This is a genomic window from Pseudooceanicola atlanticus (assembly GCF_000768315.1).
Taxonomy (GTDB): Bacteria; Pseudomonadota; Alphaproteobacteria; order Rhodobacterales; family Rhodobacteraceae; genus Pseudooceanicola; species Pseudooceanicola atlanticus.
In genome coordinates this window covers 1-3,785 of sequence record NZ_AQQX01000041.1, presented here as the reverse complement: position 1 = coordinate 3,785, position 3,785 = coordinate 1, and the positions used below count along the sequence as shown (strand labels likewise).

Annotated in this window: 1 protein-coding gene; it reads right to left on the bottom strand. The window is 64.0% G+C overall.

Going from position 1 to position 3,785, the window contains the following annotated elements; translation table 11 throughout:
* Window positions 1-3,785, bottom strand: a 3,785-nt coding sequence (locus ATO9_RS24470; RefSeq protein WP_043755235.1) for a calcium-binding protein, incomplete at both ends; no start/stop codon positions are given.

Here is a 3,785-nt window from a genome sequence, read left to right as displayed (position 1 = left end):
CAACCCCGTTCTCGTCAATCGAGACAATCCGAGACCGGAACTCACGAAGATAGTATAGCTCCGCCGACGTCGGGTCTTCCGGATCCGCTTCGGGCTCGCGCCAGTCGATGCCGTCAGGAGTGTTGAAGTTACCGGTCGCCTCCAGGAAGGCCTCGTCGTTTTCCTGGAACAGGAACACCAGATCGCCGACTTCAAATTCGTCGAATTCGAGATCGGGGTTGGCCAGGCGCAGCGCCTCGATATCAGGCAGTTGCACCTGGTTGGAGCCTTCGGCCACTTCAAGGTCGATCTGGCCGTAGCGGACCTGCAAGTCCTTGGGCTGGAAGATGATTGTCGGGCCTGCATTCTCTACCGCGATATCGGTGCGGAAGATGGTTTGGTCTTCGCCTGCGCCCTTGATCGTGATGTCGCCGCGATTCACCTCGAGCGTTTCTGTGATGACATAGGTGCCGGCCGCGATGTTGATCGTGGCATTGGGCACCGCACCGTCGAAGAGCTGCTGAAGCTGGGCGTTGGTGGTGCCGGCCTTGACGTTGTAGATCAGCGGATCCTGGCCGAAGAATAGGAAGTCCGCACCGTCGAGTTCCTCTGCCTGGACGTTCTCGAGGACCAGGTCGAGCCCGGTGCCGGTGATCCGGACATTGGCGCCTTCATTGGTGAAGGTCAGATCCACCAGGCCGCGCAGGCCGGTCAATTCCTGCAGGTTGATGCGTTCGACGAAGTTTTCGGGGTCGTAATCGGCGATCACGGTCCCCTCGGCGCCGACGCCAATGATGTACTGGTCGAAATCCTCGCCACCATCCAGTCGGTTGGCACCTGGGCCCCCGACCAGGACGTCGTTGCCGATGCCGCCTTCGAGCGTGTCGTCGCCTTCGCCGCCCTCCAGGCTATCATCGCCCTCGCCGCCGATCAGGCTGTCATCGCCGCCATTGCCGCGCAGGGTGTCGGGACGTTCGAAGCCATCAATCGTGTCGCCACGAGCGCCGCCTTCAATCACGTTGGCATCGTTGCCGTCCAGGATATCGCCGGGAACGAGGTCCGAGACGGTGACCGTCTGGCCGGGCACGTCGCGGGTGGTGACGCGACCGGTGCCTTCGGTGATGACCGAGCCTTCGGGGGCGTGTTCGGTGTCCAGGAAGAGCGGGTTGGCACCGTGGCGGATGGTGATCGTGCCGGTATCGGACTGGGCGACCATTTCCGCATTCACGGTAACCGAGATCGCGCTTTCCTCGTTCAGGGTTGCGCCGGTCAGGTCGATGACCTCGATTCCGGACATCCCTTCCAGGCGCAGCGGAGAGATCGAGCGATCTTCGCCGAAGATGCGCAGCACGTCGGTGCCGGCGCCGCCGTCGAACGTGTCAAGGATACCGTCATCCACCGCGCCTTCCAGTGTGTCCTCGATCCCCGAAAGGTTGGACAGGACGCCAGACAGATCGAAAATTTCGTCCGCATCAGTGCCTGCAAAACTGTCTTCACCGGCGGTGAACTGGAAGTCGAAGGCCTGACCCAGACCCTGGGCGAGGGTGACCATTTCGCTGCCATCGAAGACGAAGGCATCAGGGGTGACATCGGTATCCGCCACGCCCAGCAGCTTGATGACCGTGCCGCCGCCGGGCAGGGTGATCAGTGCGTCGCCGGCATCATTGGTGATCGCCAGGTCGGCGAAGGCGACGCCGGGGATCGCCCGGAGGTCGATCCGTTCGTAGAAATCGGCAGGATCGAAATCGGTGATCACCAGGGTTTCACCCGCGGTCACCCGGAACGTGTCGGAGCCGGAGCCACCGGTGGAACGGTTGGTGCCCGCGCCGCCATCCAGCATGTCATAGCCCGCGCCACCCGACAGGGTGTCGTTGCCCAGGCCGCCGAGGATGCTGTCGAAATCGGTATTGGCCGCGACATCGTCACCGCTCAGCCCCTCGGGCGCAGTGCCGATCGTATCGGAGCCGCCGGTCAGGTTGTCATGGCCCGCGCCGCCCTCGATCGTGTCGTTGCCGCCGGCTCCGTTGATCGTGTCGTTACCGCCATTACCGATCAGGGTGTCGAAGCCGAGATTGCCGGTGATGCTGTCGGACTTGTTGCCGCCGACGATGATCGTGGCGTCGTCACCCGCGGTGACGTTACCGCCGACCGCATTGGAGATGGAGACCTTCTGGCCGGAATTGGCCGAGGCCAGCTGTACCGCGCCGGTTCCGTCGAGGAACAGCTGATCGGCAGAGGTCAGCGCGTTCAGCCCGTCCAGGCCCACGGTGTTCAGGGCCATGTCCGCATTGCCGAAGCGCAGCAGGATGTTGCCGGAGCCGGAGCGCGAGGCGATTTCGTTGTCGATGGTCACGTCATAGGGGCCGACAACGTTCAGCAGGTCGATCACCTCGATCGAGAAGAGCGCGTCGAGCCGTGCCTCGCCCAGCGTCCGCTGGCCGTCGCCGAAGACCCGCAGCACGTCAGTGCCTTCACCGCCGCGCAGCGTGTCGACCGAAGCGTTCAGTTGGTCGATGACGCCGATCAAATCGAACAGGTCGTTGCCGGAGCCGCCGGTATAATCATCCGTTCCTGCGGACAGGGTGAAGAGGCCGGGGGCCTCCTGACCGTCGAAGATGAAATCCGCTGGCGCCAGCTCGGCTGCCGCGTAGCCGGTGAGATTGATCACGGTGCCGTCGGGCAGCGTGATTTGGGCAGAGCCGTTCACATCGGTGATGGTCAGGGCACCGAAGCCGACGCCGGAGAAGGCGCGGAGGTCGATCAGTTCGTAATTCCCGCGACCTTCGAAATCGGCAATCGTGGTAGTGCCGCCCGGTGCGATTATGAAGCGGTCGGTGCCGGTGCCGCCCGACACGGTGTTGGTGCCGGTGCCGACGCTGATGAAGTCGTTGCCGGCCGCGCCGGTGATCGTGTCGCCGCCGCCATTGCCGGTCAGGGTGTCGCTGCCCTCGTTGCCGGTGATGCTGTCGCCTTTGGCGCCGCCGACGATGATTGTGGCGTCGTCACCCGCGGTGACATTGCCGCCGACTGCGTCGGAAATGGTGACCATCTGGCCCGCATTGGCCGAGGCCAGTTGCACTGCACCGGTGCCTTCCAGAACGACCTGATCGGCCGAGGTCACGCCGCTGGCGCCGGCATTGCCGCGGGTGTTGAGATCCAGGTTGCCGGCCCCAAAGCGCACCAGGATCGACCCGGTATCGGACCGGTTGGCGATCTCGTCGTCGATGGTGATCTCGTAATTGCCGGTCAGGTTGGTCAGATCGAGGATCTCGATGGAGTTCAGCGCGTCCAGCCGCGCCTCGCCCAGCTGGGTGACGGCCCGGCTGCCGAAGGCGCGCAGCACGTCCAGCCCGGCGCCGCCGATCAGCGTGTCGAGCGAGGCATCGAGCTGTTCCTGGGCACCGGCCAGGTCGAAAATGTCATTGCCATCGCCACCGGTGAAATTGTCGGCACCCGCAGAGAGGGTGAAAAGCCGCGGTGCATCCTGGCCTTCGAAGATGAAGTCAGATGCGCTCAGATCTGTATCGGCCACACCGGTCAGGATCAGCGTTGCCGCCCCGGCCGGAAGCTCGACCCGGGCATTGCCGCCATTGGCGGTGATCGTCAGGTCGGAGAAATCGACGCCGGCAAAGGCCGAGAGGTCGATCAGTTCGTAATTCGATGCGCCAGCGAAATCGGTGATCGTGGTCGTGCCGCCGGTGACGATGAAGCGGTCGGTTCCGGTGCCGCCCGACACGGTGTTGGTGCCCGCACCGACGGTGATCTCGTCGTTGCCGGCTGCGCCGGCAATCGTGTCGTTGCCTGCT